Raw genomic sequence first — 25020 nt, forward strand, 5'->3', positions numbered from 1 at the left:
AACAACTGTGTTAATGGCGCGGCAATGCATGTCGCCCGGAACCGTGCAGCGGTTTCGGGGCAGCGATATGCATAGATAGATGCCCCGAACCGAAGGATTTCAGGCCATGGCAACTGCAGCGGCAGCGTCGAACAAGTTCGAATCCTTCTTCGAAACCACGCTGGAAGATGCCGATCCGGAGATCTTCGGCTCGATCCGCAACGAGCTTGGCCGCCAGCGTCACGAGATCGAGCTGATCGCCTCGGAAAACATCGTTTCGCGCGCCGTGCTCGAGGCGCAGGGCTCGATCATGACCAACAAATACGCCGAGGGTTATCCGGGCAAGCGCTATTATGGCGGCTGCCAGTTCGTCGACGTCGCCGAGGAACTCGCTATCGAGCGCGCCAAAAAGCTGTTCGGCTGCAACTTCGCCAATGTCCAGCCGAATTCCGGCAGCCAGATGAACCAGGCGGTCTTCCTGGCGCTGCTGCAGCCCGGCGACACCTTCATGGGCCTCGACCTGAATTCCGGCGGCCACCTGACGCACGGTTCGCCCGTCAATATGAGCGGCAAATGGTTCAAAGTCGTTTCCTACGGCGTGCGCAAGGACGACCATCTGCTCGACATGGACGCGATCGAAAAGACCGCACATGAGACCAAGCCAAAGCTGATCCTGGCCGGCGGCACCGCCTATTCGCGCATCTGGGACTGGAAGCGCTTTCGCGAGATCGCCGATGCGGTCGGCGCCTATCTGATGGTCGACATGGCCCATATCGCCGGCCTGGTTGCCGGCGGCGTGCATCCGTCACCGCTGCCGCACGCCCATGTCGTGACCACGACCACGCACAAATCGCTGCGCGGCCCGCGCGGCGGCATGATCCTGTGCAATGACGAGGACATCGCCAAGAAGATGAACTCGGCGGTTTTCCCCGGCCTGCAGGGCGGCCCGCTGATGCATGTCATCGCCGCCAAGGCGGTCGCCTTCGGCGAGGCGCTGAAGCCGAGCTTCAAGCTCTATGCCGAGAGTGTCGCCGCCAACGCGAAGGCGCTGGCGTCGAGCCTCAAGGAAACCGGCCTCGACATCGTCTCCGGCGGCACCGACAACCATCTGATGCTGGTCGATCTCAGGCCCAAGAACGCCACCGGCAAGCGCGCCGAGGCAGCGCTCGGCCGCGCCAACATCACCTGCAACAAGAACGGCATCCCGTTCGATCCGGAAAAGCCTTTCGTCACCTCGGGCGTGCGTCTGGGCACGCCGGCCGGCACCACGCGCGGCTTCGGCCAGGCCGAGTTCCGCGAGATCGGCAAGTTGATCGCCGAGGTGCTGGACGGGCTGAAGGTCGCCAATTCCGACGAAGGCAATGCGGCTGTGGAAGCAGCCGTGAAGGCCAAGGTCGTGGCGCTGACCGATCGTTTCCCGCTCTATCCCTATCTCGGTTGACCGCCAGCGGCGCATCGTCTTTTATCCCGCGCTCTGCGCCGCTTGCTGTTGGGGCGGCGCGGCCTGTTGGAGATCTGACGATGCGCGTGTTCCGTCCTGCCGTTCTGGCCTTCATCGGCTCGCTTGCCGCTGTCGCCGTGTCGGGCGCGATCGCCCAGGAGCAGCCGCAGCCGGGCACGGATATCCCCGCCACAAACACCTTTGGCAGGTGGACCACCATCATCGATGCGCTCGACACCGGCCAGGATTCCCACAAGACCTGCGCTGCCTCCACGGCCTTTGTCGATGGCGGCGGCAATGCCGGCACGCTGACGCTTTCGATCTCGACTGGCGACGCCCTGCCGCCCGATGCCTATCCGGCGATCATGTTCACCGTCGCGAACAAGGAGCTGCCGACCGGCAAGAAGATCGCCGCGACCTTCGGTGACCCCGGCGTCAAGGTTTCCGCGACCGTCTATTCCAATGATGCCGGCCGCCCGAGCTGGACCGTCGACAACCAGGCCAAGACCAGTCTCGCTTTGTTGCGGGCCATGCGCCAGGTCATCTCGCTCGACGTGACGTTCGGCAAGCAAGCCGTCGCCAGCATCCCTATGGACGGCTTCACCAAGGCCTACCGCAACCTCGGAACGTCCTGCGGCTTCCCGACCAAGGACGTCGCGCCCTGACATATCTGGCGCGGCTGGCAATTTTCCTCCCGCCTCGCTATCTCTGAGGGCGCGAGCGGCCGTTGCCGAACCTTTGCCGTCCCGGCAAAAACCTCTAAGCCTATCGTTCCGCCAGAATCGCCAACCTGAAGGCTCTCCATGCGCTGTCCCTATTGCCAGTCCGAAGATACGCAGGTGAAGGATTCGCGCCCCGCCGAGGATGGCGCGGCGATCCGCCGGCGGCGCGTCTGTCCCGATTGCGGTGGCCGTTTCACCACTTTCGAGCGCGTCCAGTTGCGCGACCTCGTGGTGGTGAAGAAGTCCGGCAGAAAGGTGCCGTTCGACCGCGACAAGCTCTTGCGTTCGGTGCAGATCGCGGTGCGCAAGCGCAATGTCGATCCCGAGCGCATCGACCGCGCCGTCACCGGCATCGTGCGCCAGCTCGAAAGCTCCGGCGAGACTGAAATCGCCTCGGGCGAGGTCGGCCGGCTCGTCATGGAAGCGCTGAAGTCGCTCGACGACGTCGCCTATGTCCGCTTCGCCTCGGTCTATCGCAATTTCCGTGAGGCCAAGGACTTCCATGACGTGCTGGGTGAGCTCAAAGGTGACGAACTCAAAGGCGACGAGCTGAAGAGCGAAGAGGACGCCGGCTGAGCATGGCAAGCCAAACGTCAGGGAAGGCCGATCAGCAGGCCCTCGATCGCCGCTTCATGGCCGCGGCGCTGAGGCTCTCGCGCAGAAATGCCGGCCGCACCTCGACCAACCCTTCCGTCGGCACCATAATCGTTCGCGACGATGGCGCCGGCCCGATGATCGTCGGCACCGGCGTCACCGCTGTTGGCGGCCGGCCGCATGCCGAGACCGAAGCGCTGGCTGAAGCCGGCGAGTTGGCGCGCGGTGCCACCGCCTATGTCACGCTGGAGCCCTGCGCCCACCATGGCCGCACCCCGCCTTGCGCCAACGCGCTGGTCAATGCCGGAGTGGCGCGGGTCGTCGGCGCCGCCAGCGATCCCGATCCGCGCGTCTCCGGCAAAGGCTATGCCATCCTGCGCGCCGCCGGCATCGAAGTGGTCGAAAAGGTGCTGGTCGAGGAAGCCGCCGAGCAGATGGCCGGCTATTTGATTCGATCCCTGAAAAAGCGTCCGGAAGTGACTCTGAAGCTTGCGCTTTCCAGCGACGGCAAGATCGGCAGGCATGGCGCCGGCCAGGTCGCGATCACCGGCGATATCGCCCGCCGCGAAGTCTATCTGATGCGCGCCGAAGCCGATGGCATACTGGTCGGCATCGGCACGGCGCTGGAGGATGATCCCGCGCTCACCGTGCGGCTGCCGGGGCTGGAGAACCGCTCGCCGGCACGCATCGTGCTCGACCGCCAGATCAGGCTGCCGGAAGCCTCGAAGCTGGTCTCCGGCACCGACCGGGTGCCGCTCTATGTCGCCGCGAGCCTGGAGGCCGACCCGCTGCGGCGGTCGGTGCTGGAGCGTGCCGGCGTGCGCTTCATCGGCACCGAAACCCATGAAGGCGGCGTGGCCTTGCCGGAACTGCTCGAGGATCTCGGCGCGCTCGGCATGGCCAGCGTTCTGGTCGAAGGCGGCGCCAAGGTGGCCAGCGCCTTCCTCGCCGAAGGACTGATCGACCGCATCGTGCTGTTCCAGGGACCGGAAGCGATCGGCGAGGGCGGCATTGTATCGCCCGTCGACGCCAACCATATCCCGGCAGGCTTCCGCAAATTGCGCGAGATGCGCTTCGGGGAAGATGTCTATGCGGAATGGATAAGGGACCTCTAGGGATCAGCATCGATGTTTACCGGAATTGTCACCGATATCGGCACCGTCGCGGCCGTCAAGCCGCTGAGCGAAGGTGTCGGCCTGCGCATCGACACTGCCTATGATCCCGCGACCATCGCCATTGGCGCCTCGATCTCTTGCGGCGGCGTCTGCCTGACGGTCACGGCTTTGCCCGACGATGGCTCGAACGCCCGCTGGTTCGAGGTCGAAGCCTGGGAAGAGGCACTGAGGTTGACCACGGCGTCGGGCTGGAAATCAGGCACCAGGGTCAATCTGGAGCGGGCGCTGAAGATCGGCGACGAGCTCGGCGGCCACATCGTCTCCGGCCATGTCGATGGCATGGCCGAAATCGTCGAACGCAAGGAAGAGGGCGATGCGGTGCGCTTTACGCTGGAGGCGCCGCGCGAACTGGCGAGATTCATCGCGCCAAAAGGCTCGGTCGCACTTGATGGCACCTCGCTTACCGTCAACAAGGTCGAGGGCACCCGTTTCGACGTGCTTTTGATCCATCATTCGCTGACCGTGACCACTTGGGGCGAGCGCAAGGTCGGCGACAAGGTCAACCTCGAGATCGACACCATGGCCCGCTACGCCGCGCGCCTAGTCGAGGCGGCGAAAGAGGGGCTTTGATGGCCGCAAGACTCACAATCGAACAGAAAAAGCGGCTTACGCGCGAAGCAATGGCCGATGTAGACGGGGGTCGTGTAGTGGATCACGAAGCTGTTCTCGTCTGGGCTGAAAGCCTCTGCAGCGAGTGCCCGCTACCGACGCCCAGCCCAAAGACGCGCTAGGCCAGGCTTCGCCTCCAGCAATCTTCCGCTTGCGATCAAACCGGCTTCGGCCTAAGTCACCGGCTACCCCCGGAGACATTTATGGCTGGCACATCCCAACACGGCAAAGCGTTCATTCGCCCGAAGAAGAAGGCCCACCTTCTGATCATCGAGGCGCGCTTTCATGACGACCTTGCCGACGCGCTGCTCGACGGCGCGACGACAGCACTCGACGAAGCCGGCGTGACCTATGACGTCGTCACCGTTCCCGGTTCGCTGGAAATTCCAGCAGTGATCACTTTTGCGCTCGACGGCATGGGCGAGGGCGGCAAGGACTATGATGGTTTTGTCGCGCTCGGCACCATCATCCGCGGCGACACTTATCATTTCGACATCGTCGCCAATGAATCGAGTCGCGCGCTGATGGATCTCTCGGTCCAGGAAGCGATTGCGATCGGCAACGGCATCCTGACCACCGAGAACGACGCGCAGGCCTGGACGCGCGCCAAGCGCTCGGAGGGTGACAAGGGCGGCTTTGCCGCGCGCGCGGCGCTGACCATGATCGCGCTCAAAGAGAAGCTGGGAGCGCAATCGTGAGCGAACCCGCTTCGCCCGGCCAGCCCGCGATACGCCACGCCAACAAGCGTGGCGCCGCCCGTCTGGCCGCCGTGCAGGCGCTTTACCAGATGGACGTGGCCGGCAGCGGCGTCTTCGAGATCACCGCCGAATACGAGGCGTTCCGGCTCGGCAAGGAAGTCGACGGCGCGCTTTATCGCGAGGCCGACGCGCAGTGGTTCCGCGCCATCCTGGCCGGCGTCGTCGAGAACCAGACGACCATCGATCCGATCATACGCCAGGCGCTGACGGAAGACTGGCCGCTGTCCAGACTCGATTCGACGTTGCGCGCCATCCTGCGCGCTGGCGTCTACGAACTGATGAAGCGCGACGACGTGCCGGTGGCCGTCATCGTTTCGGAATATGTCGACATCGCCAAGGCCTTCTACGAGGAAGACGAGCCGAAGCTGACCAACGCCGTGCTCGACCGTGTGTCGCGCCGGGTGCGGGGCGAGGGGCGCGGCAAGGACGCATTGTGACCGGCACCGTCGCCGGCGCAGCAAGGGAAGCGCGCCGCACGGCGATCATCCTGGCGACGTCGCAGGCGATTATCGGTTCGGCCGCGCCGATTGCCATTTCCATGGGCGGGCTGGCCGGGCAATATCTGCTTGGCCCCGATAAGTCGCTGGCAACGGCGCCAATCACCGGCTTCAACATCGGCGTGGCGCTCGGCGCGTTGCCGGCCGCGGCCATCATCCGCTGGCTTGGCCAGCGCGGCGGCTTCATGACCGGCACCATCGTGACCGCGCTTGGCGGCGTCATCTCCACGCTGGCACTGTTCCACGCCAGCTTCTGGCTGTTCGCTTTCGCGCTGCTGGTGATCGGCGTCGGCGGCGCCTTCGTCCAGCAGTTCCGCTTCGCCGCCGCCGATAATGCTCCGCCCGAATTCAAGGCGCGCGCCATTTCCTTCGTGCTGGCCGGCGGCGTCATCACCGCGATCCTCGGGCCGCAGATCGTCATCTTCACCCGCGAATTGCTGGCGCCGGTGATGTTTGCCGGCTCGTTCGTGGCCATTCCGGTTCTGGCGGCGGCCGGCGCCATCATCCTGTCATTCCTGCGCATCCCGGCCAAGGCTCCCGGCCACGCGCAAGTCGCGTCAAACGACGCCCGGCCGCTGTCCGAGATCGTCACCCGGCCGCGTTTCGTCGCGGCACTGTTTTGCGCCGTCGGCAGCTATGCGCTGATGAGTTTCGTCATGACCGGCGCGCCGCTGGCCATGGTCGGCTGCGGCCTGTCGACGGACGACGCCACGCTCGGCATTTCCTGGCATGTGATGGCGATGTTTGCGCCGAGCTTCTTCACCGGATCGCTGATCCATCGCTTCAGCGCCGAACGCATCGTCGCAACCGGCCTGGTCCTGCTCATCGGCTGCGCCGCTGTGGCATTGTCCGGCCTGCATTTGTGGCAGTTCTGGACGGCGCTGATCCTGCTTGGCCTCGGCTGGAATTTCGCCTTCATCGGCGCCACCTCCATGGTCGCCGACAGCTACCATCCGTCCGAAAAGAGCAAGGTGCAGGGCTTCCACGACTTCGTCCTGTTCGGCTCCGTCGCTTTCGCCTCGCTAATGTCGGGCGCCATCTACAATGCGTGGGGCTGGGAGATGCTGAACTGGCTGGTTTTCCCGGTCGTCGCCCTGTGTTTCGTCGCCCTTGGCGCGCTCAAACTGACCGGATCGCGCAAAGCCCGCGCCTGATCCGGTTCTATCTTTGGCTTGGCACGACCTGTCAGCATGGCGCCGACCGAATCGCGGCGACCGCACAAAATTATTGCGTCTGTACCCATTGTTATGAAACCGTGTGCCCCGACGGGGCGTTGAAGCCATGCTCATATGCGGCCACCGCATTTCGGTCCAAAGCAAGGGGTTTTCACAATGTTTTCAGTCAAGATTCTGGCCGGCGCGGCGTTGGCGCTCGGCATCACGGCCGCCTCCGCCAATGCCCAGGTGGTCGTCTCCTCGAAGATCGACACCGAGGGCGGCGTGCTCGGCAACATCATCCAGCTTGTGCTCAACGCCAACAACATCAAGACCACCGACCGCATCCAGCTCGGCGGCACGCCGGTGGTACGCAAGGCGATCACCGCCGGCGAGATCGACATCTATCCCGAGTACACCGGCAATGCCGCTTTCTTCTTCGAGAAGGCCGACGATCCGGTCTGGAAGGATGCCGCCAAGGCCTATGAGACCGCCAAGAAGCTCGACTATGACGCCAACAAGATCGTCTGGCTGTCGCCGTCACCGGCCAACAACACCTGGGCGATCGCGCTGCGCAAGGAGGTTGCCGAGACCAACAAGCTGGCGACCCTGACCGACTTCGGCAAATACGTCGCCGGCGGCGGCACGGTGGTTTTGGCGGCGTCGGCTGAGTTCGTCAATTCGGCGGCAGCCCTGCCGGCGTTCCAGACCACTTACGGCTTCACGCTGAAGCCGGAGCAGTTGATCACGCTTTCGGGCGGCGACACCGCCGCGACAATCGGTGCTGCCGCCAACCAGACCAACGGCGCCAACGCCGCCATGGTCTACGGCACCGACGGCGGCATCGCGCCGTCCGGCCTGGTCGTGCTCGCCGACGACAAGGGCGTGCAGCCGGTCTACCAGCCGGCGCCGATCATCCGCGAAGCGGTGCTGAAAGAGCATCCGGAGATCGAGACGCTGTTGAAGCCGGTGTTCGCCAAGCTCGACCTCGTCACGCTGCAGGAACTCAACGGCCGCGTCCAGGTCGGCGGCGAGCCGGTCAAGGGTGTCGCCGAGGACTTTTTGAAGAAGAACGGGTTTTTGAAGTAGTCAGCGCATAGCTGATCGTGACGCTGGTGCGAGACACCCCTCTCTGGAAGCTGCTGATCTCCCCCCTTGCGGGGGAGATGTCCGGCAGGACAGAGGGGGGTGCTGTCCCGCCGACCTCACAACCGGTAGCAGGTGCGTGCCTCGACAGGGTTGCTTCCGAACAGGCCGACGCTCGAAAGCTGACGATCCTTCACACCCCCCTCTGGCCTGCCGGCCATCTCCCCCTCAAGGGGGGAGATCGGACTTCGCGTCGGCTTGCGCCGATCAACAGCGTAGTCTGCGCAACGTGGAAAATCGCTCCTCATGAGGGGAATCCATGACCCTGCGTTTCGACAAGCTCGGCATGGTTATCGCGGCGATCGTTGCCTATGCGGCGTTTCTGGCTCCGTTCGCCACCTTCCGCGCCAATCGTATCGTTCCCGGTCAGGCGCGCTCGATCCTGGAGGCGCTGCCGGCCACAGTCGGGCCGCTACTGCTGGCGATCGTCGTCGTGGCCGCTATTGTTGCCTTGCTGAAAACCCCGCTTGTCCTGCGCCTGGCCGCAAGCGTCGTGGCGCTCGCCGCCCTTGCCATCCTGATCGGTGTCGCCGGCACCTTCCTGATGCCGGCCGGCAACACCTTCGCCCGCATCTCGCCGGCTTCCGGGTTCTGGCTGTTGATCTTTGCCTTCACATTGTTGCTCGCCGACGTGCTGACCAGGCTCAACCTGTCGCCACCGGCCCGCGTCGGCGTGCTCGTCGTCGCGGCGCTGGCCATCGGCTTGTTGCTGATATCGGGACAGTGGGACAGCCTGTCGATCCTCAAGGAATATGCAAACCGCGCCGATAGTTTCTGGGCCGAAGGCTCCAAGCACATCACACTGGCGCTGGGGTCGCTGGCGGCGGCGGTGATCGTCGGCCTGCCGCTCGGCATTCTATGCCATCGCGTCGAACGGTTGCGCGCCGGTGTGCTCAACGTGCTCAACATCGTCCAGACCATACCCTCGATCGCGCTGTTCGGCCTGCTGATCGCGCCGCTCGGCTGGGTCGCCACACATGTTCCGGGTGCCGCAGCGCTCGGTATCAGAGGCATCGGCACCGCGCCCGCCTTCGTTGCCTTGTTCCTCTATTCGCTGCTGCCGGTGGTGGCCAACACCGTGGTCGGGCTTGCCGGCGTACCCTGCGCGGCCAATGATGCAGCGCGCGGCATGGGCATGACCGATGGCCAGCGCCTGTTCGGCGTCGAGTTTCCGTTGGCCTTTCCGGTGATCCTCACCGGCATCCGCATCGTGCTGGTGCAGAACATCGGCCTGGCCACCATCGCAGCACTGATCGGCGGCGGCGGCTTTGGCGTCTTCGTGTTCCAGGGAGTTGGCCAGACGGCGATGGACCTGGTGCTGCTTGGCGCCGTGCCGACGGTGGCGTTGGCCTTCGCCGCGGCCATCATCCTCGACGCAGTGATCGAAATGACCGCCACCAGGCGCAGGGTTGAAACGGCATGATCGAGATCGAAGGCATTACCAAGCGCTATGACGCGACGACCGTGGTCAACGACGTGTCCATGGTCGTCGAGCCGCGCACGGTTTGCGTCATTGTCGGTACCTCCGGTTCCGGCAAGACGACGCTGCTGCGAATGATCAACCGGCTGGCCGAGCCGACCGCCGGCGCCATCAAGCTCGACGGCAACGACAACCGCTCGCTGCCCGGCTACGAACTGCGCCGCAGCATCGGCTACGCCATCCAGGGCCACGGCCTGTTCCCGCACCGCACCGTTGCGCAGAACATCGCCACCGTGCCGGTCCTGCTGGGCTGGGACAAGGACCGCATCAAGGCCCGCGTCGATGAGTTGATGACACTCTACCAGCTCGACCCCGAGGCTTATGGCCCGCGCTACCCGCACGAACTGTCCGGCGGGCAACAGCAGCGTGTCGGCGTCGCCCGCGCGCTCGCCGCCGAGCCCAATGTGCTTCTGATGGACGAGCCGTTCGGCGCACTCGACCCGATCATCCGCACCAAGGCGCAGGAGGACCTGCTGGCAATCCAGAAGCGCTTCGGTACCACCATCATCCTCGTCACCCACGACATGGAGGAGGCGGTCCATATGGGCGACAAGATCGCCGTCATGGATGCCGGAAAGCTGGTGCAATACGCCAAGCCGGAAGAGATCCTGGCGCGGCCGGCGAACGCCTTCGTCGAAACCCTGGTCGGCGCCAGCGAAAAGCCGTTCCGGCTCTTGTCGCTCGGCCGCGTGCGCGAGGCCGTGGAAAAGGGGTCTGCCGAAGGCGAGGCGATCCCAGGCGACGCCAGCCAGCGCGACGCGCTGGCCGAGCTTCTGTGGTCGGGCCGGCCGGCGCTGCCGGTCAAGGGCGAAGATGGCAAGCTGCTCGGCCGCGTCACCGTCGACGGGCTGGTGAAGCGCGCGGCGAGGCCGGCATGAAAGGGGCCGGTCTAAAAGCCTGGCTGCCTTCGCTGCTCAGGCTTGCCCTGGTGGTGCTTCTCATAGCCTTCGTCACCAATCCCGGCTGGTTCGAGCCGCTGTTGAAGCCGCTGACCGAAAACAATGCGCCGGCGATCTACAATCAGGGCAGCCTGCTGACGCTGACCCTGCTGCACCTCAGGACCGTGCTGATCGCTACCGTCGCCGCAACCATCGTTGCCGTGGCGCTTGCCATCCTGGTGACCAGGCCGGCGGGCGCCGAATTCCTGCCGCTGTCGCGCAGCTTGGTCAATATCGGCCAGACCTTTCCGCCGGTGGCGGTGCTGGCGCTGGCGGTGCCCGCCGTCGGTTTCGGCGAGAAGCCGACGCTGATTGCGCTGTTTCTCTACGGCCTGCTGCCGATCTTCGAGAACGCGCTGACCGGCCTCACGACGCTGCAGGGCAACATCATGGAGGCCGCGCGCGGCGCCGGCATGACTGGCTGGCAAAGGCTGATCAAGGTTGAATTGCCGCTGAGTGCGCCGATCATTCTGGGCGGCATAAGGCTGTCGGTGGTGATCAGCCTGGCCACGGCGACGATCGGTTCGACGGTTGCCGCCAAGACGCTGGGCGAGGTGATCATCGCCGGCCTGCTGTCCAACAATCTCGCCTTCGTCCTGCAAGGCGGCCTGATCGTCGCGGCGCTGGCGGTGCTGATCTATGACGGACTGTCCGCCATCGAGCGCTACACCGCGCGCAAGATGGGGCAGGAGACTGGCGACTGACCTTCGCTGGACTGCGGGCAAAGCATTGACTGACGCTGCGTCATTTCAACCGATCTAATAGCAAGGCATCGGCCACGGGAATGTTCTGGCCTAAACCTTTTGGCTGAAAGCGGGGCAAAAACCGAACAATATCTTGACGTTCCGAGCCCTGTTTCGCATACACCGCTGCGAAGGACGGATTCCGCCTAGGCTTTATCCGCTCCCCGCACCAACGGCCCAGGGAGGGGTTCTTTTGGGCCATCAATCGAGGAAAATTCGGCAATGACCATCATTTCTGCCGTCATCGCCTGCGGCTTGCTTTCAATCCTTTACGCCATCTGGGCGACACGATCGGTTCTTGCAGCCGATCAGGGCAATGCACGCATGCAGGAAATCTCCGCCGCCATCCGCGAAGGCGCGCAGGCCTATCTGGCGCGCCAGTACACCACCATCGCCATCGTCGGCGTGGTCGTGCTCGTGCTCGCCTGGTGGCTGCTTTCGATCACCGCCGCGGTCGGCTTCCTGATCGGCGCCGTGCTTTCGGGCGCCGCCGGTTTCATCGGCATGCACGTCTCGGTGCGCGCCAATGTGCGCACCGCGCAGGCGGCGTCCAACAGCCTCGCCGCCGGTCTCGACATCGCCTTCAAGTCGGGCGCCATCACCGGTATGCTGGTGGCCGGCCTCGCGCTGCTCGGCGTGTCGATTTACTACTATATCCTGACCGGCCCGATGGGCCTGCAGCCCAATGACCGCACCGTTATCGATGCGCTGGTTTCGCTCGGGTTCGGCGCATCGCTGATCTCGATCTTCGCCCGTCTGGGCGGCGGCATCTTCACCAAGGGCGCCGACGTCGGCGGCGATCTCGTAGGCAAGGTCGAAGCCGGTATTCCCGAAGACGATCCGCGCAACCCGGCCACCATCGCCGACAATGTCGGCGACAATGTCGGTGACTGCGCCGGCATGGCCGCCGACCTCTTCGAGACCTATGCGGTGACCGTCGTTGCCACCATGGTGCTGGCCGCCATCTTCTTCGGCGGAACCGCCGCTCTGGGTGCGGCGATGCTCTATCCGCTCGCTATCTGCGGTGCCTGCATCCTGACCTCGATCGTCGGCACCTTCTTCGTCAAGCTCGGTTCCAACGGCTCGATCATGGGCGCCCTCTACAAAGGCCTGATCGTCACCGGCCTGCTGTCGATCGTCGGTCTCGGCGTCGCTACCTCGGCAACCGTCGGCTGGGGCGAGATCGGCACCGTCGCCGGCATGACCATCATCGGCAAGAACCTGTTCATCTGCGGCCTGATCGGTCTCGTTGTGACCGGTCTCATCGTGGTGATCACCGAATACTATACCGGCACCAACAAGCGCCCGGTGAACTCCATCGCCCAGGCCTCGGTGACCGGTCACGGCACCAACGTCATCCAGGGACTTGCGGTGTCGCTCGAATCGACCGCACTGCCGGCAATCGTCATCGTCGGCGGCATCATTTCGACCTACCAGCTCGCCGGCCTGTTCGGCACGGCGATCGCGGTCACCACCATGCTCGGCCTTGCCGGCATGATCGTCGCCCTCGACGCCTTCGGCCCGGTCACCGACAATGCCGGCGGCATTGCCGAAATGGCCGGCCTGCCCAAGGAAGTGCGCCACTCCACCGACGCGCTCGACGCGGTCGGCAACACCACCAAGGCGGTGACCAAGGGCTATGCCATCGGTTCGGCCGGTCTTGGCGCGCTGGTGCTGTTTGCGGCCTATTCGAACGATTTGAAGTTCTTTGCCGCCAATGGCGACAAATATCCATACTTCCAGGGCATGGGCGATGTCTCCTTCGACCTCTCCAATCCCTATGTTGTCGCCGGCCTGATCTTTGGCGGCCTGATCCCGTACCTGTTCGGCGGCATCGCCATGACGGCGGTCGGCCGCGCGGCGGGCGCCATCGTCGAGGAGGTGCGCAAGCAGTTCCGCGAGGACCCGGGCATCATGGCCGGCACCTCCAAGCCGAACTATGCCCGCGCCGTCGACCTTCTGACCAAGGCGGCGATCCGGGAAATGATCATCCCCTCGCTGCTGCCGGTGCTGGCGCCGCTCGTCGTCTATTTCGGCGTGCAGCTGATCTCGGGCTCCAAGGCGTCCGCCTTTGCGGCGCTCGGCGCCTCGTTGCTCGGCGTCATCGTCAACGGCCTGTTCGTCGCCATCTCGATGACTTCGGGCGGCGGCGCCTGGGACAATGCCAAGAAGTCGTTCGAGGACGGTTTTGTCGACAAGGACGGCGTCAAGCACCTCAAGGGGTCCGAAGCGCACAAGGCTTCGGTCACCGGCGACACGGTTGGCGATCCCTACAAGGACACCGCCGGCCCGGCGGTCAACCCGGCAATCAAGATCACCAACATCGTGGCGCTTCTGCTGCTGGCCGTGCTCGCGCACGGCTAAGGCAACGCCACTGCTTCAGGAACAAACCCGCGGGAGCGATCCCGCGGGTTTTTGTTTGAGATTTACGCTGGTGGCAGTCAACCCTCATCCGGCTCGGTCCCGGCATGGCCGCGCTTGCTGTAGCGATCCAGCAATTCGCTCACGCCAGGTTCGCGCTCAGGCATCGGCGCCAGGCCACGCAGGCGCCGCAGCTTGGCAAGGAAGGCGCCTCGCTTATACTTGCGGCGGAAGGCGCGGGCGCGGGGATGGATGCCAAGAGCCGCCATCAGCCTGCGCCTGAGATAACTCGATGCCGCCAGGCGAATGGGTTCGCCCGCGCAGCCAAGGATTTTCACGCGCAAGGCGTCCGGCGTCTGCATGGCATCCAGAAGATCCTTCTGTTCCTGCGCATTGTCGCCGAGATAGGAACCCTTGCGTATGCCGGAATGAAGCTTGATCACCGTGAGGTGCGGCATCGTCGCGATCACCGCGCCCTTTCGCCATGCCCGAAACAGCCAGTCCTGCGAGCTTTCGCAAAAGCACTGGCTGGCGGGTCGCCAAGGTCCGAGCAGGCTGAACGAAGCGCGGCGAAACATGTGTGCCGAGCCAAATCCTTCCGTCGTGACGGGGTCGTAAAAACCATCCTTGCCGATCCCGAAGATCGAATTGACAGGATTGCCGGCCGCCGACGGCGGCTGGATGACGGCGCCGCGCGCCAGCACCACGTCGGCGCCTGTGGCGTCGATCCAGCCGGTCATCGCCGCCAAATGGTCGGGAAACCACAGATCGTCGTGGTTGAGCAAGGCGACGAAGCGGCCACGGGCCCTGGCAAAGCCGATGTTATTGGGACCGGACTGTTCGCCGAAATTGACGGGAAGATCGATGTAGACGATGCGGGTATCGTGAAATTCGGCGACAACGGCCGCCGTATCCGGCCTGCAATCGTCGCCGATGACCAAGGCTTCCCAGCCTTGCAACGTCTGGCGCATGACGCTGGTCAATGCCTGCCGCAGTGCTGCCGGCCGGTTGTGCGTCGCGATCACGATCGAAACCAGCGGTTCGCCGCCGGCCCGATCGCGCTGCGCCGATGCTTCCACGCTACACCAGTCTGTAGGGAATGTGGTCGGTGTCTGGCGGCAGGCGCCAATGGTCGGGCTGATCGTAGGCATAGGCCTTGTCGACGAGGTTGAGCAGCACCGCCGTCTCCGCTCCGAGCGAAACAACACCGTGCCATATTCCGGGTGGAATGATGACGACCGCCGGGCGCAACGGGCCGATAATCTTGTGCCAGACGGCGCCGAAGGTCGGCGAGGCCTTGCGTCCGTCAAACAGCGAAATGCGAACGCTGCCGACGCAGCAGAACAGCCGGTCGGTCGTCACCGCATGGGCATGCCAGCCCGTCACCGCGCCGGGATACAAGGTGCGTTGGAAGACCTGGCCGACCGGCTCCGAATCGAGCTCCCACTCCTCGCGAAAGATCTCGGTCAGATAGCCGGTGGAGGTTGCGACCGGCCTGATCTCCTTGACCCTCACGCCATCGATCGTCACCGGCTCGATGGGCATCCAGTCAGGCGTGACCACTTGGCTGTCAGCCGTTCCGGTCGCCATCCAGCCTGTCGGTTTTGTCCGGGTTTTTTCCGGCACGGATGCTCCTCCCAATTCAGCGTGATGCGCCATTGGCCAGCACGGTCTGATACGAATTTGACCTGTCGCTGGCAAGTACGCGTCAAGGTTTGCTGATAGGTTTCGACCTCACGGCACTTGATGTTTCCGACGGAATCGGAGGGCCGCATTGCCCAAAACATCGTTCCATCCTACCCAAGCCCGGACCGTCCGCCTGCTTTAATACCCCGGCCATTGGCCAGGACATTGCAATAAGCGCGGTGTCGGGCTCGCCTCTGCGGCGATTTTGGCCAGGGAAACGACATTCGGGCAGGGAAAAGACATGGACATTTTCTTGATGGCGGCTTCGCTTGCGCTGGCTGGAATTATTGCCGGCATCTACGTCTCGGGCGTAATCCACGATTTTCGCATCGATGATCTTACCGCCGGCCAGTACATGGCCATGCATCAGATGCGCGACCGGACGTTTACTCGGGTGATGCCGTTCGTCAGGCTGACGACGCTGGTGCTGATCGCGGCGATGGCGATGTTTGCGGTCGATGCCGGCCTGCCGCGCATCCTGACCATCGTCGCCGCGGCGCTGGTGGTGATCGACATTGGCTTCACCGTCAGCCGTCAGGTGCCGCTCAACAAACAGGTGCAGAGCTGGACGCCGGTGACCATCCCCGATGATTGGGCGCAGACGCGCGACAGCTGGGCGGCCAACCACAATTTGCGCCTTGTGCTTGGACTGGCCGAATACGCCTGCCTGTTTGCCGCGGTCATCCTGACGCTCAGCCGGTGATTCAGTTTTTACGGAACGCCGCGGCATGGGTCGGCACTTCTGCCGGCCGCCGCCGTTGAAAACAGGAGTATTGCCATGCTGCATCACGCTTCATTCAACGCCCGCGATCCGCAGGCCGTCGCCAGCGTCCTTGCCGAAATGCTTGTCGCCACCGCGGTTCGTGCGCCGTCGCCGCCATTTCCTGAGGGCGCATGGTTTGTCTGCCTCGGCGACCATTTCGGCTCGCTGATCGAAATCCTGCCGTGCGGCACGGTTCTGGACCAGCAAGCGCCGCTCGGCATCGGCTTCGACCCGAACATGCGCCTGCGCTCCGGCTCGCATGTGCTGCTCAGCACGCCCAATTCGACCGAAACCATCCAGGGCATTGCCGCCCGCATGGGCTGGCATAGCGAGCTGATCGATGCCCGCCTGTTCAAGGTGCTCAAGGTCTGGGTCGAGGACGAAACCCTGGTCGAATTCCTGACGCCCGTGGTCGCACCGCTGTACCGCGCGACATTCGCCTGGGGCGGCATGGCGACACTCGACGCCAAGCTGCGCGAGCTGGAGAGCCAGATGGCGGCAGCGCTTGCCGCCAAGGCGGCGAACCAGTCGGGCCGCAAGGATGAGCAACTGGCCGATACGATGAGTCCGTGAGCCCCGACGCCTTCCGATGAGAGCTCCTGGACGGCCGCCGAGGTCAACCGTCGCCGGTGTTGTCGCCGGCTTCCGCCTTCAGCCAGTTGATGAACGATCTGGCAGGCTCCCAGGCGGAGATGGACGGGTGGACGACGACGTAGTGGTTCCAGTTCGTCGGTATGTCCGTCGTCAGGAGGCGGACGAGCCTGCCGGTGCGCAAATCGCTCTCGACCAGCGACTTCCTCGCGATGGCGACGCCCAGTCCGCTGGCCGCCGCTTCGACCGCCAGCAAGGTGCCGTTCAGATTCATGCCGTCGCCAACCGTATCCAGCGGCAGATTGTTTCTCTCGAACCAGTGGCGCCAATTGGCGCCGCTCTCGTCATTTTCGGCCGTCGTGTCGAGGATGCGAAACAGTCGCAGCACATCGTGCTGGTCTCTGACCGGGCCGTTGGCGGCGAGATAGTCGGGACTGACGACAGGAAAGATCGCATCTGCCATCAGCCATTCGGTCTCGACGGCCGGATAGTGTCCGCCGCCGAACCGCAATGCGATGTCGACTGTTCGCTGCGAAAGGTCGACGACTGCAAGATCCGCATTGATGTCGATCTCTGTTTCGGGATGCTTTTTGCGAAACCTGTGCAGACGCGGGGCCAGCCAGCGCACGGCATGCGAAGGAATGGCGGTGACCCTCAGCCTCGTGCGCTCGTTGCGCGCGACACTCGCGATCGTGCTCTGGATTTCCAGCAGTGCGCGTCGCACGCCCGCGGACAATCGTTCGCCTTCAAGCGTTAGTTCGACGCGGCGGACATGGCGGGTGAACAGAAGCACGCCGAGATCGGCTTCGAGATCGGCGATGCGGTGGCTGAGCGCGCTTGGCGTAACATTCAGCTCATCGCCGGCGCGCTTGAAGCTGCCCAGCCGGGCAATGACCTCGAAAGCACGAATGGATTCCAGTTGTGGAAGCCGTCTTGTCATTTGCCGTTACCCGATCCTGCCCATGGGTTCCTTAGCATGAATGAACAAAGCTCATCCATAGCTTCGTAAATAGTCTTTTGTCCAAGTGCGCAAATCATTGTAGCCATCCAGTGCCCCCCGATTGCCGCCGTCGGATGAGAGGCCGTTCATGGAACGAGCCTCGACTACGAACGACAGTGAAATGAAGACAATCGCTTGGGAGTACCCCATGACTATTCGACCCCCCGAGTTTGCGCATGCGCGCTTTTCGACCGCAATGTGGCCGCGAGCGGAATGGCGAAACGTCTATTGCGACCTGTTGCGCCGGATGGTGACCGACATGGATTTTAACGTCACGGAGGAAAAGCTCTCCATCGACGCGACCATCCTGCGGCTGCCGGGCGTCGGCATTGCCGATTCGAGGACCACCGCCTTCCGCACCATCCGTTCCCGCGCCATGGCCAAGGGGACCGATGACTACATTTTCTTCATGTGTCTGGAGGGCGCTGCCGCCTTCTCGCATCTCGGTCGCGAGGCCAGCATCGAGGCCGGCCAGGCAATCCTTCTGTCCTCCTCTGATCCGCATGTGATCGAGCGGGCGATGTCGCATCATCTCTTCATCACCATCCCCAAGGCAGCGCTCGGGCCCATGGCTGCGAATGCGGATGCCGCCCTGATGACGCCGATGTCATGCGTGGGCGAAAAGTTCTTGCTGCTGACCAGCTATGTCCGTCTGCTGATGCAGGAGCCGAACCTGGCCGCGTCCGAATTGCGCTGGCTTGCCGCCAAGCACATACAGGACCTTGTCGCGGTCGTGGTCGGGGCAACGCAGGACGCCACTGAGGTCGCCGCAGGCCGCGGCATACGCGCCGCGCGGCTGCGCGCCATCAAAGCCGATATCGAAAGCAATCTGGCTTCCGGCGATGTCGGGTCCGACGCGCTGGCCGGGCGCCACCACGTCAGCGCGCGCTATATCAGAAAGCTGTTCGAGGGTGAGGGTACCTCGCTGTCGCAGTTCGTGCTTGGCCGGCGGCTGGCGCTGGTTTGCAGCAAGCTATCCGACCTGCGCCTGGCACACCGCACCATCGGCGCCATCGCCTTCGACGCCGGCTTCGGCGATCTCTCGACCTTCAACCACGCCTTCCGCCGGCATTTCGGCATGACGCCTTCGGAAGCGCGGCAGAGTGCGGCTGTGCACCGCGCCTCGCTGGAGCCCGGCGGCCGAACAGGCCACGCGCGGCAAAGCGCGACGGGTGTTGCGGCCGCATGACCTCAAAACAAAAGCCCGCAGGATCGCTCCCGCGGGCTTTTGGTCGCCTGAGATGGTGTCGCTTCGGGGGAAGCAAAAATCTGAGGAAGGTGGTCGCTTCTTAGGCGCCGCCGCCAGGAATGGGGGGCGCCAGCTTGCTGGCGCCTTTGATGATCTGGCTGAGGAAGTTCTGGTCCTTGCCGCCGGTCGGCGTGGTGCGCGAGATGAAGTCGAAAATCTTGCCGTCCTTCAGACCGTAATTGGCAATCTGGGTGACGCGCCCGTCCTCGCCAAAATAGACCGCGAGCACTTTCTGGTCGACCAGGCGCGGCTTGTCGAAAGCGACATAGCGCTTGCGCGTCTGCGAAATGTAATAGAACGCCTCATTGTCGAAGGTCGCTTTCGTCGATGGCGTACCGAGCGCCAGAAGCACCTGTTCGCGGCTGGAGCCCACCGGCACCGAATCGACCGCCTGCTGGTCGATAACATAGCCCTGCGTCAGCGTCTCGCTAGGGTTAAGGTCGCCGAACATCTTGGACGAATTGCAGCCCGACAGCGCGGAAGCCACCAGCACCAGCGAAACCGCGGCGGTGGCCCCAGGCAGAAAAGTCGACTTGAATTTCAGCGCGCGCAACAACAACTCCATTAGCTGGCCGCAACTTGCGCTGGGCGGCAAAACCGGTAAACCAGCTTGCTTGCCGATGCAACAAGGCCCATTCAAACAATCGGTCCCCAGGAGACCACCCTCAATGTTCCAGCGCCTTTTTGGCCGCGAACGCAACGCCAACCGCGCTATCACCGAGGCGCTTTACGCACAAATCGTGGCGGCGGCGCGGCAGACCGTGTTTTATTCCCACTGGAATGTGCCGGATACGCCGCTCGGCCGTTTCGAGATGCTGTCGCTGCATATGTTCCTGTTTCAGCACCGGCTCCGCGGCGAAGAGGGCGTCGCGCATGAGGTCGCGCAGGTGCTGATCGACGAGTTCTTTCTCGATGTCGAGCATTCGCTGCGGGAACTGGGCGTTGGCGATGTCGGCGTGCCCAAGCGCATGAAGAGGCTGGCCAAAATGTTCTACGGCCGTACCGCCGCCTATGACGACGCGCTGGAACGCAGCGACCGCGACGCGCTTGCTGCCGCCCTGGCGCGCAATGTCAGACCCGATGCCGGCGCCTGGCCGCAAGCCCTGCCGCTGGCTTCCTATGTAATCGATGCCGCAAGGCAGCTTGAAGCACAGCCGTCCGAATCGATCGTTTCCGGTGCCGTGGCGTTTCCGGTCGCGAAAGCGGAGTGAGGAGGGGAGACCAAGATGAAACATGTGGACACGCCTAGCCCGGTCTCATTCGCGGCCAATGTCGGCCGCCTGCCGCACAAAGGTTTGCAGGTGGTGATCGACGCCGACGCCGCGCAGCGCGCAATGCTTGCGCGCGAGCACGAGCTGCTTTCGGTCGAAAACTACCGTGCTGAGCTTTTGGTGGCGCCGTGGAAGCGCAATGGCGTCAAGGTCAGCGGCCGCGTCGAGGCTGATATCACCCAGGCCTGCATCGTCACCCTTGAGCCGGTCGCGGCCCATATCGACGAAGAGGTCGAGGCGCTGTTCCTGCCCGAACAATCCAAACTCGGACGGCAAGGTTTCGAAGGCGGTGGCGAAATCCTGCTCGACGCCGAAGGGCCGGACAGCCCGGAAACTTTCTCCGGCGACACGATCGACGTCGGCGCGCTCGCCGAACAGTTCTTCGGGCTGGCGATCGATCCCTATCCGCGCAAGGCAGGCGCCTCGCTCGATGCCGCCGGCCCGAACGAGCCCGTCGAGAATGAATTCCAGCAAAAGCTGCGATCCTTGCTTGGAAAATCCTAAAACACGAAGCGATCGGAGAAAAGCCGGTTGTGCGGCAGCCCAAAACCGCTATTTTCGCCGAACCTTCGCGAGCCCGCGAATTTCGCGAGTTTCGTATTTCTTTCGCGGGCCATGTGCCCTGGCCCAAGCTAGTGAGATAAAGACCGCGTGATCAGGATTTCCATCGATGCCATGGGTGGCGATCACGGGCCAAACGTGGTCATCCCGGCACTCATGACGGTCGCCGTCAGGCGTCCCGACATCCGCTTCGTCATCTATGGGCGCGAGGAATTGGTGCGCCCCGAACTCGCCAAATTCCCCAAACTGGCCGAGGTCAGCGAGTTCCACCATTGCGAAGTCGCGGTCAGGATGGATGACAAGCCGAGCCAGGCGCTGCGCCACGGCCGCTGGAAGTCGTCGATGTGGAAGGCTGTCGAAGCAGTCAAGAGTGGCAGCGCGCAGGCCTGCATTTCGGCCGGCAATACCGGCGCGCTGATGGCGATGTCGAAATTCTGCCTGCGCACGATGGCGACCATCGACCGTCCGGCGATCGCGGCGATCTGGCCGACGATGCGCGGCGAGAGCGTGGTGCTGGATGTCGGCGCCACCATCGGCGCCGATGCGCACCAGCTGATCGACTTTGCCATTCTCGGCACCGGCATGGCGCGCTCGGTGTTCGGCATCGACCGGCCGAAAGTCGGCCTGCTCAATGTCGGCGTCGAGGAGATCAAGGGACAGGAAGAGGTCAAGGAAGCCGGGCGCATGCTGCGCGAGGCCAACATGGCCTCGATGAATTATCATGGCTTCGTCGAGGGTGACGACATCGGCAAGGGCACGGTCGACGTGGTCGTCACCGAGGGCTTTGCCGGCAACATCGCGCTCAAGACGGCAGAAGGCACTGTGCGCCAGATCTCAGGCTATCTGCGCGCCGCGATGAACCGCACGCTGATGGCCAGGATCGGCTATGTCTTCGCCAAGGGCGCTTTTGACCGCCTGCGCGAAAAGCTCGATCCAGGCCGCTCCAATGGCGGTGTTTTCCTGGGTCTGAACGGCATCGTGGTAAAGAGCCATGGCGGCGCCGATTCGGACGGTTTCGCGGCGGCCATCGAGCTTGGCTACGACATGGTGCGCAACAATCTGATCGACCGCATCGAGGCCGATCTCGACCTGTTCCATGCGCGCAACCCGCATGCCCAGGCAAGCAGGAAATCCGACGCCACCGTCGACGAAAAGGAATAGGAAAGAGCTTTGATCAGATCAGTCGTGCGCGGCACCGGTGCTGCGCTGCCCCGCCGCATCATGAAGAATGCCGATTTCGAAGGCATGGTCGAGACCTCGGACGAGTGGATCGCCCAGCGAACCGGCATCCGCCAGCGCCATATCGCCGCCGATGACGAGACGACGGCATCCCTGGGCGAGGCGGCGGCGCGCGCAGCGCTCGACAATGCTGGTCTTTCGCCTGCCGACATCGACCTGATCGTGCTGGCGACCTCGACGCCCAACAACACCTTTCCGGCGACCGCCGTCGAGATCCAGAACCGGCTCGGCATGCATCACGGCTTTGCCTTCGACCTGCAGGCGGTGTGCTCGGGCTTCGTCTATGCGGTGACCACCGCCGACCTCTACATCAGAGGCGGCCTCGCCAAGCGCGTGCTGGTGATCGGCGCGGAGACCTTTTCGCGCATCCTCGACTGGAGCGACCGCTCGACCTGCGTCTTGTTCGGCGACGGCGCCGGCGCGCTGGTGCTGGAAGCGGATGAGGGCACCGGCGGCATTGCCGACCGTGGCGTGCTGGCGATGAGCCTGCGCTCCGACGGCGCCCACAAGGACAAGCTTTTCGTCGATGGCGGTCCCTCGACCACCGGCACGGTCGGCCATCTCAGGATGGAAGGCCGCGAAGTGTTCAAGCACGCCGTCGGCATGATCACCGATGTCATCGAGGCGACGTTTTCGCAGGCCGGCATAACCGCCGACGACCTCGACTGGTTCGTGCCGCATCAGGCCAATAAACGCATTATTGACGCTTCGGCCAAGAAGCTCGGGATTGCTGAGCAAAAGGTGGTGGTCACCGTCGATTTGCACGGTAACACCTCGGCTGCTTCCGTGCCGCTGGCGCTTTCGGTGGCCCTCGCCGACGGTCGCATCAAGAAGGGTGATCTCGTGCTCCTGGAAGCGATGGGCGGAGGCTTCACCTGGGGCGCGGTTCTCGTTCGCTGGTAAGTGCCGAACGGTCCGGTTTCGGTCCTTGACCTTGCCGGATCAATTACTTAGGCTCTGCCTTTACCTGTATCGATTTATGTTTTTTGAACTGATGGGACGGTCGCATGGGGGGAAAGACACTTACGCGCGCCGACCTTGCCGAAGCTGTTTACCGTAAGGTCGGCTTGTCACGCACTGAATCGGCAGAACTCGTCGAAGCGGTGCTGGACGAAATCTGTGAAGCCATCGTACGCGGCGAGACGGTGAAGCTGTCGTCCTTCGCCACCTTCCACGTCCGTTCCAAGAACGAACGCATCGGCCGCAATCCCAAGACCGGCGAGGAAGTGCCGATCCTGCCGCGCCGGGTGATGACCTTCAAGTCGTCGAACGTGCTGAAAAGCCGTATCCTGCGCTCGCACCAGAACAGCAAGGCCAAGGGCGGCAAATAGGTTCTGCCGCAGGCTTCGGTTGAAAACGCCGGGCCGTTTTGACGCCGGGCTTGAATATTGTTTCATAAACCGCTGAAATGATACCCGATTCGGCAGACTGGGCCGGATCGCCGTCCAGCGTGAGGATTTCGCCCATGGACAAGAGCCCCGACGCTTTCCGCACCATCAGCGAGGTCGCGGAGGATCTCGATCTGCCGCAGCACGTGCTGCGCTTCTGGGAAACCCGTTTCAACCAGATCAAGCCGATGAAGCGCGGCGGCGGCCGCCGCTACTACCGGCCACAGGATGTCGAACTGATCAAGGGCATCCGCCACATGCTCTACGACCAGGGTTACACGATCAAGGGCGTGCAGAAACTGCTGCGCGAGAACGGCAACCATTTCCTGGTCGCCATCGGCAATGGCGACATGGCTGCCGTCGAAGCGATCTCGCAGCGCAGGCAGGCCGATCAGGTGCCGCTGACGCCAGCCGCCCAGCCGCGCGGCATGGATGACGAGATGCTGGTCGGTCAGCCCAAGGTAAAACCCAGCCGCCGCTTTTTCGGCCTGGGCAAGACCGAGGAGGAAGGTCCGGTCCAGCCCGGCGCATCGAAACTGTCGCGCGACAACCGGGCCTTGCTGCAGGAGGCGCTGTTTGACCTCCTGGAGTGCAAGCGCCTGCTCGACCAGGTGCGCTAACCTTTCCGCTGCCCTCGGGCAAGCAGACCGGAACCGGTTCTGCGGCCATGCGTTTGGCCTTCTCTCAAAAGAAGGAAAAACAATCATGGTATCGCTTTCGACCCTCTCCGATCTCGATCTCGAAAAGCAGGTCGCGACCCTTTCCAAAGAGCTCGCCGCGTTGCGCAAAGTCGTGGCCAAACGCGGCGGTGCTTACTACGAGGACGGGCGCGATGCCGCTTCGGACTATTATGGGCAGCTTGCCGACCTTGTCAGCGATGCGCTGCCGGCGATCAGGAAGCAGGGCAGGGCGATCGAAAAGACGGCGCGCGATCGTCCGGCAACAGCCGCTGCTGTTGGGTTGGTCGTGGTAGGCCTTCTCGCCAGCTTGTTGCTCAGCCGGCGCTAAAACAATTCACGAAAACAAAAAGAAAATGGCGGCCGTCCCGCGGACGACCGCCATTTCCCTGATCTGCGGCCGATTACTTGGCGAGCTTGATCTTGGCCTGCGGCGAAACCTGCGCGGTCTGGCTGCACTTGCCATAGACAGTGCCATTCTTGTCCGTGGCGTCGGTATAGGTGCCTTTGCACTCGATCGAGAGCACCAGGCAATGACCGGAGCCCTTGCAAACCGCGCCGCCGGCGCCCGTGGGATGCGTGCCGTTGGCGAAAGCCGAGGTCGGAACGGAAGCCGAACCGAAGGCCGAGACGATGAGGGCCGCGGCGAGCGTGATGCGCTTGAAGTTGGTCATTTGAGCATTTCCTTCTCTGGATCGAGGATCGCCACCATGGCGTCCTTCTGTGTTGGGATCGCCTTCTCGGCGTCCATGCCGGTTAGTGCGGCCTCCAAAGCAAAGGTTCATGCGTGGTTCGAATTTTCTTCGCGTTGTTTCGCGACGTCGATTTTTAGCCTTCGCCAACGGACGGCGCCTGGCGGGGCCGGCATCGATCATGCATTTTCGCGTGAAGGCCGCTGACGTAGCGGCGCGGCATCCCATGCGAAGGTCACACCGTGGCGTGCCCAAATGGCCGGCCAAGACCGAGTCCGCGCCCGGCTCTTGTCAGGTGGCGGCAGC

Annotated in this window: 29 protein-coding genes; 24 read left to right on the forward strand and 5 right to left on the reverse strand. The window is 63.6% G+C overall.

Annotation, left to right across the window (positions count from 1 at the left end; all coding sequences use genetic code 11):
• Positions 1 to 106 precede the first annotated feature (106 nt).
• From glyA to NKI88_RS00285, 14 genes are all read left to right on the forward strand, one after another.
• Positions 107 to 1420, forward strand: a complete 1314-nt coding sequence (gene glyA / locus NKI88_RS00225; RefSeq protein WP_023669349.1) for a serine hydroxymethyltransferase — start codon at positions 107 to 109, stop codon at positions 1418 to 1420.
• A gap of 80 nt (positions 1421 to 1500) precedes the next feature.
• Complete coding sequence (locus NKI88_RS00230; RefSeq protein WP_023669350.1) at positions 1501 to 2085, forward strand: invasion associated locus B family protein; 585 nt, start codon at positions 1501 to 1503, stop codon at positions 2083 to 2085.
• A gap of 138 nt (positions 2086 to 2223) precedes the next feature.
• Entirely contained in the window at positions 2224 to 2718 is a 495-nt protein-coding gene (gene nrdR / locus NKI88_RS00235; protein WP_352653474.1) for a transcriptional regulator NrdR, read from the forward strand.
• Between the two features lie 2 nt (positions 2719 to 2720).
• The gene (ribD, locus tag NKI88_RS00240) at positions 2721 to 3851 is read left to right on the forward strand and encodes a bifunctional diaminohydroxyphosphoribosylaminopyrimidine deaminase/5-amino-6-(5-phosphoribosylamino)uracil reductase RibD (protein ID WP_352653475.1); all 1131 of its coding nucleotides are present in this window, start codon (positions 2721 to 2723) and stop codon (positions 3849 to 3851) included.
• Between the two features lie 12 nt (positions 3852 to 3863).
• A complete protein-coding gene (locus tag NKI88_RS00245) occupies positions 3864 to 4481 on the forward strand; it encodes a riboflavin synthase (protein ID WP_352653476.1) in 618 nt (205 codons plus the stop codon).
• A 50-nt stretch (positions 4482 to 4531) separates the two neighbouring features.
• Positions 4532 to 4642: a hypothetical protein gene (locus NKI88_RS31795; RefSeq protein WP_488492023.1), complete on the forward strand. Its 111-nt coding sequence runs from the start codon at positions 4532 to 4534 to the stop codon at positions 4640 to 4642.
• Positions 4643 to 4723: 81 nt separating this feature from the next.
• A complete protein-coding gene (gene ribH, locus NKI88_RS00250; protein ID WP_352498380.1) occupies positions 4724 to 5218 on the forward strand; it encodes a 6,7-dimethyl-8-ribityllumazine synthase in 495 nt (164 codons plus the stop codon).
• Positions 5215 to 5715 carry a transcription antitermination factor NusB gene (gene nusB / locus NKI88_RS00255; protein WP_023682390.1) on the forward strand — a complete coding sequence of 167 codons (501 nt, stop codon included), beginning with the start codon at positions 5215 to 5217 and terminating at the stop codon, positions 5713 to 5715. The genes ribH and nusB overlap by 4 nt, the downstream gene beginning before the upstream one ends.
• A complete protein-coding gene (locus NKI88_RS00260; protein WP_352653477.1) occupies positions 5712 to 6929 on the forward strand; it encodes an MFS transporter in 1218 nt (405 codons plus the stop codon). Before nusB ends, NKI88_RS00260 begins: the two co-directional genes overlap by 4 nt.
• A 177-nt stretch (positions 6930 to 7106) precedes the next feature.
• Positions 7107 to 8018 carry a glycine betaine ABC transporter substrate-binding protein OsmF gene (osmF, locus tag NKI88_RS00265; protein ID WP_023689505.1) on the forward strand — a complete coding sequence of 304 codons (912 nt, stop codon included), beginning with the start codon at positions 7107 to 7109 and terminating at the stop codon, positions 8016 to 8018.
• A gap of 316 nt (positions 8019 to 8334) precedes the next feature.
• Complete coding sequence (locus tag NKI88_RS00270; RefSeq protein ID WP_352653478.1) at positions 8335 to 9498, forward strand: ABC transporter permease; 1164 nt, start codon at positions 8335 to 8337, stop codon at positions 9496 to 9498.
• Complete coding sequence (locus NKI88_RS00275) at positions 9495 to 10433, forward strand: ABC transporter ATP-binding protein (RefSeq protein ID WP_352653479.1); 939 nt, start codon at positions 9495 to 9497, stop codon at positions 10431 to 10433. The genes NKI88_RS00270 and NKI88_RS00275 overlap by 4 nt, the downstream gene beginning before the upstream one ends.
• Positions 10430 to 11197: an ABC transporter permease gene (locus tag NKI88_RS00280; protein WP_023700549.1), complete on the forward strand. Its 768-nt coding sequence runs from the start codon at positions 10430 to 10432 to the stop codon at positions 11195 to 11197. Before NKI88_RS00275 ends, NKI88_RS00280 begins: the two co-directional genes overlap by 4 nt.
• 261 nt (positions 11198 to 11458) lie before the next feature.
• Positions 11459 to 13600 carry a sodium-translocating pyrophosphatase gene (locus tag NKI88_RS00285; protein ID WP_352653480.1) on the forward strand — a complete coding sequence of 714 codons (2142 nt, stop codon included), beginning with the start codon at positions 11459 to 11461 and terminating at the stop codon, positions 13598 to 13600.
• Between the two features lie 77 nt (positions 13601 to 13677).
• Here the strand turns inward: NKI88_RS00285 and NKI88_RS00290 are convergent, their stop codons facing one another.
• Both NKI88_RS00290 and NKI88_RS00295 read right to left on the reverse strand, forming a co-directional pair.
• Positions 13678 to 14676: a glycosyltransferase family 2 protein gene (locus NKI88_RS00290; protein ID WP_352653481.1), complete on the reverse strand. Its 999-nt coding sequence runs from the start codon at positions 14674 to 14676 to the stop codon at positions 13678 to 13680.
• A gap of 1 nt (position 14677) precedes the next feature.
• Complete coding sequence (locus NKI88_RS00295) at positions 14678 to 15223, reverse strand: dTDP-4-dehydrorhamnose 3,5-epimerase family protein (RefSeq protein ID WP_245265717.1); 546 nt, start codon at positions 15221 to 15223, stop codon at positions 14678 to 14680.
• Between the two features lie 301 nt (positions 15224 to 15524).
• Between NKI88_RS00295 and NKI88_RS00300 the strand changes: the two genes are divergently transcribed.
• Both NKI88_RS00300 and NKI88_RS00305 read left to right on the forward strand, forming a co-directional pair.
• Complete coding sequence (locus NKI88_RS00300; RefSeq protein ID WP_023669364.1) at positions 15525 to 15986, forward strand: anthrone oxygenase family protein; 462 nt, start codon at positions 15525 to 15527, stop codon at positions 15984 to 15986.
• A gap of 75 nt (positions 15987 to 16061) precedes the next feature.
• Positions 16062 to 16619, forward strand: coding sequence for a hypothetical protein (locus NKI88_RS00305; protein ID WP_352653482.1), 558 nt, complete (start codon positions 16062 to 16064; stop codon positions 16617 to 16619).
• A 43-nt stretch (positions 16620 to 16662) separates the two neighbouring features.
• Here the strand turns inward: NKI88_RS00305 and NKI88_RS00310 are convergent, their stop codons facing one another.
• Positions 16663 to 17577 (reverse strand): LysR substrate-binding domain-containing protein, encoded by a 915-nt coding sequence (locus NKI88_RS00310; protein ID WP_023730859.1) that lies wholly within the window; start codon positions 17575 to 17577, stop codon positions 16663 to 16665.
• A gap of 208 nt (positions 17578 to 17785) precedes the next feature.
• On the opposite strand from NKI88_RS00310, the gene NKI88_RS00315 reads away from it, so the two are divergent.
• A complete protein-coding gene (locus NKI88_RS00315) occupies positions 17786 to 18826 on the forward strand; it encodes a helix-turn-helix domain-containing protein (protein ID WP_352653483.1) in 1041 nt (346 codons plus the stop codon).
• Between the two features lie 100 nt (positions 18827 to 18926).
• Here NKI88_RS00315 and NKI88_RS00320 read toward each other — a convergent pair whose 3' ends face one another.
• On the reverse strand, positions 18927 to 19439 hold the full coding sequence (locus NKI88_RS00320; RefSeq protein WP_023669368.1) for an outer membrane protein assembly factor BamE: 513 nt from the start codon (positions 19437 to 19439) through the stop codon (positions 18927 to 18929).
• 115 nt (positions 19440 to 19554) lie between these two features.
• Between NKI88_RS00320 and NKI88_RS00325 the strand changes: the two genes are divergently transcribed.
• The 7 genes from NKI88_RS00325 to NKI88_RS00355 all read left to right on the forward strand — a co-directional run bounded on the left by NKI88_RS00325 (position 19555) and on the right by NKI88_RS00355 (position 24353).
• A complete protein-coding gene (locus NKI88_RS00325) occupies positions 19555 to 20097 on the forward strand; it encodes a ubiquinol-cytochrome C chaperone family protein (RefSeq protein WP_023669369.1) in 543 nt (180 codons plus the stop codon).
• Between the two features lie 15 nt (positions 20098 to 20112).
• The gene (locus NKI88_RS00330) at positions 20113 to 20661 is read left to right on the forward strand and encodes a YceD family protein (RefSeq protein ID WP_023715400.1); all 549 of its coding nucleotides are present in this window, start codon (positions 20113 to 20115) and stop codon (positions 20659 to 20661) included.
• Between the two features lie 147 nt (positions 20662 to 20808).
• Positions 20809 to 21879, forward strand: a complete 1071-nt coding sequence (plsX, locus tag NKI88_RS00335; RefSeq protein WP_023700539.1) for a phosphate acyltransferase PlsX — start codon at positions 20809 to 20811, stop codon at positions 21877 to 21879.
• A gap of 9 nt (positions 21880 to 21888) precedes the next feature.
• Positions 21889 to 22860 carry a beta-ketoacyl-ACP synthase III gene (locus NKI88_RS00340; RefSeq protein ID WP_023693272.1) on the forward strand — a complete coding sequence of 324 codons (972 nt, stop codon included), beginning with the start codon at positions 21889 to 21891 and terminating at the stop codon, positions 22858 to 22860.
• Positions 22861 to 22964: 104 nt separating this feature from the next.
• Entirely contained in the window at positions 22965 to 23288 is a 324-nt protein-coding gene (locus NKI88_RS00345; RefSeq protein ID WP_006201891.1) for an integration host factor subunit alpha, read from the forward strand.
• 134 nt (positions 23289 to 23422) lie between these two features.
• On the forward strand, positions 23423 to 23965 hold the full coding sequence (locus NKI88_RS00350; RefSeq protein WP_023669374.1) for a MerR family transcriptional regulator: 543 nt from the start codon (positions 23423 to 23425) through the stop codon (positions 23963 to 23965).
• A gap of 85 nt (positions 23966 to 24050) precedes the next feature.
• Positions 24051 to 24353 (forward strand): hypothetical protein, encoded by a 303-nt coding sequence (locus tag NKI88_RS00355; RefSeq protein WP_023669375.1) that lies wholly within the window; start codon positions 24051 to 24053, stop codon positions 24351 to 24353.
• A 73-nt stretch (positions 24354 to 24426) separates the two neighbouring features.
• On the opposite strand, the gene NKI88_RS00360 is transcribed toward NKI88_RS00355, so the two are convergent.
• Positions 24427 to 24696 carry a hypothetical protein gene (locus NKI88_RS00360; RefSeq protein WP_352653484.1) on the reverse strand — a complete coding sequence of 90 codons (270 nt, stop codon included), beginning with the start codon at positions 24694 to 24696 and terminating at the stop codon, positions 24427 to 24429.
• Positions 24697 to 25020: the final 324 nt, after the last annotated feature.

The sequence above is a fragment of the Mesorhizobium sp. M0317 genome (assembly GCF_040321555.1).
Lineage (GTDB): Bacteria > Pseudomonadota > Alphaproteobacteria > Rhizobiales > Rhizobiaceae > Mesorhizobium.